We start from the raw sequence: 412 nt of genomic DNA, 5'->3' as shown, positions 1-412 counted from the left end.
TGCTTTGATTTTCCCCAACATTTCCTCAATATCCTGACGAGAAAAGGGCTTAAGCAGGTAGTCATCCACACCGAGTTTGACAGCAGACAGAGCATAATCAAAATCATCGTAACCAGTTAAAAAGACCAAATGAACCTGAGGATAGGTTTCTCGGACCAGACTGGCCAACTGGATGCCATTTAGCTGAGGCATGTTGATATCGGTTAAAATGATATCTGGAACCTGTTTTTGTATCAATTCCCAAGCCTGTCTTCCATTTTCAGCTTGACCGATGATTTCCATATCGTAGGCTGCTACATTGACCAGTTTAGTCAAGCCTTGTCTTACCAGATATTCATCTTCTACGATTAAGATTGTGTAGGTCATGCTTCTCTCCTTTGTCACTTACTAGTATCAGTATAGCAAAATTCTC

General features: G+C 41.0%; 1 protein-coding gene. It reads right to left on the bottom strand.

Features of this window, described 5'->3' with window-relative positions; genetic code table 11:
* Positions 1 to 366, bottom strand: a 366-nt coding sequence (locus SK578_RS00110; RefSeq protein ID WP_042749681.1) for a response regulator, incomplete at its 3' end; no start/stop codon positions are given.
* Positions 367 to 412 lie beyond the last annotated feature (46 nt).

Origin of the sequence: Streptococcus mitis (assembly GCF_000722755.1) — a bacterium.
In the GTDB taxonomy this organism is placed as follows: Bacteria; Bacillota; Bacilli; order Lactobacillales; family Streptococcaceae; genus Streptococcus; species Streptococcus mitis_CM.
This window is presented reverse-complemented; position numbering and strand designations above follow the sequence as displayed.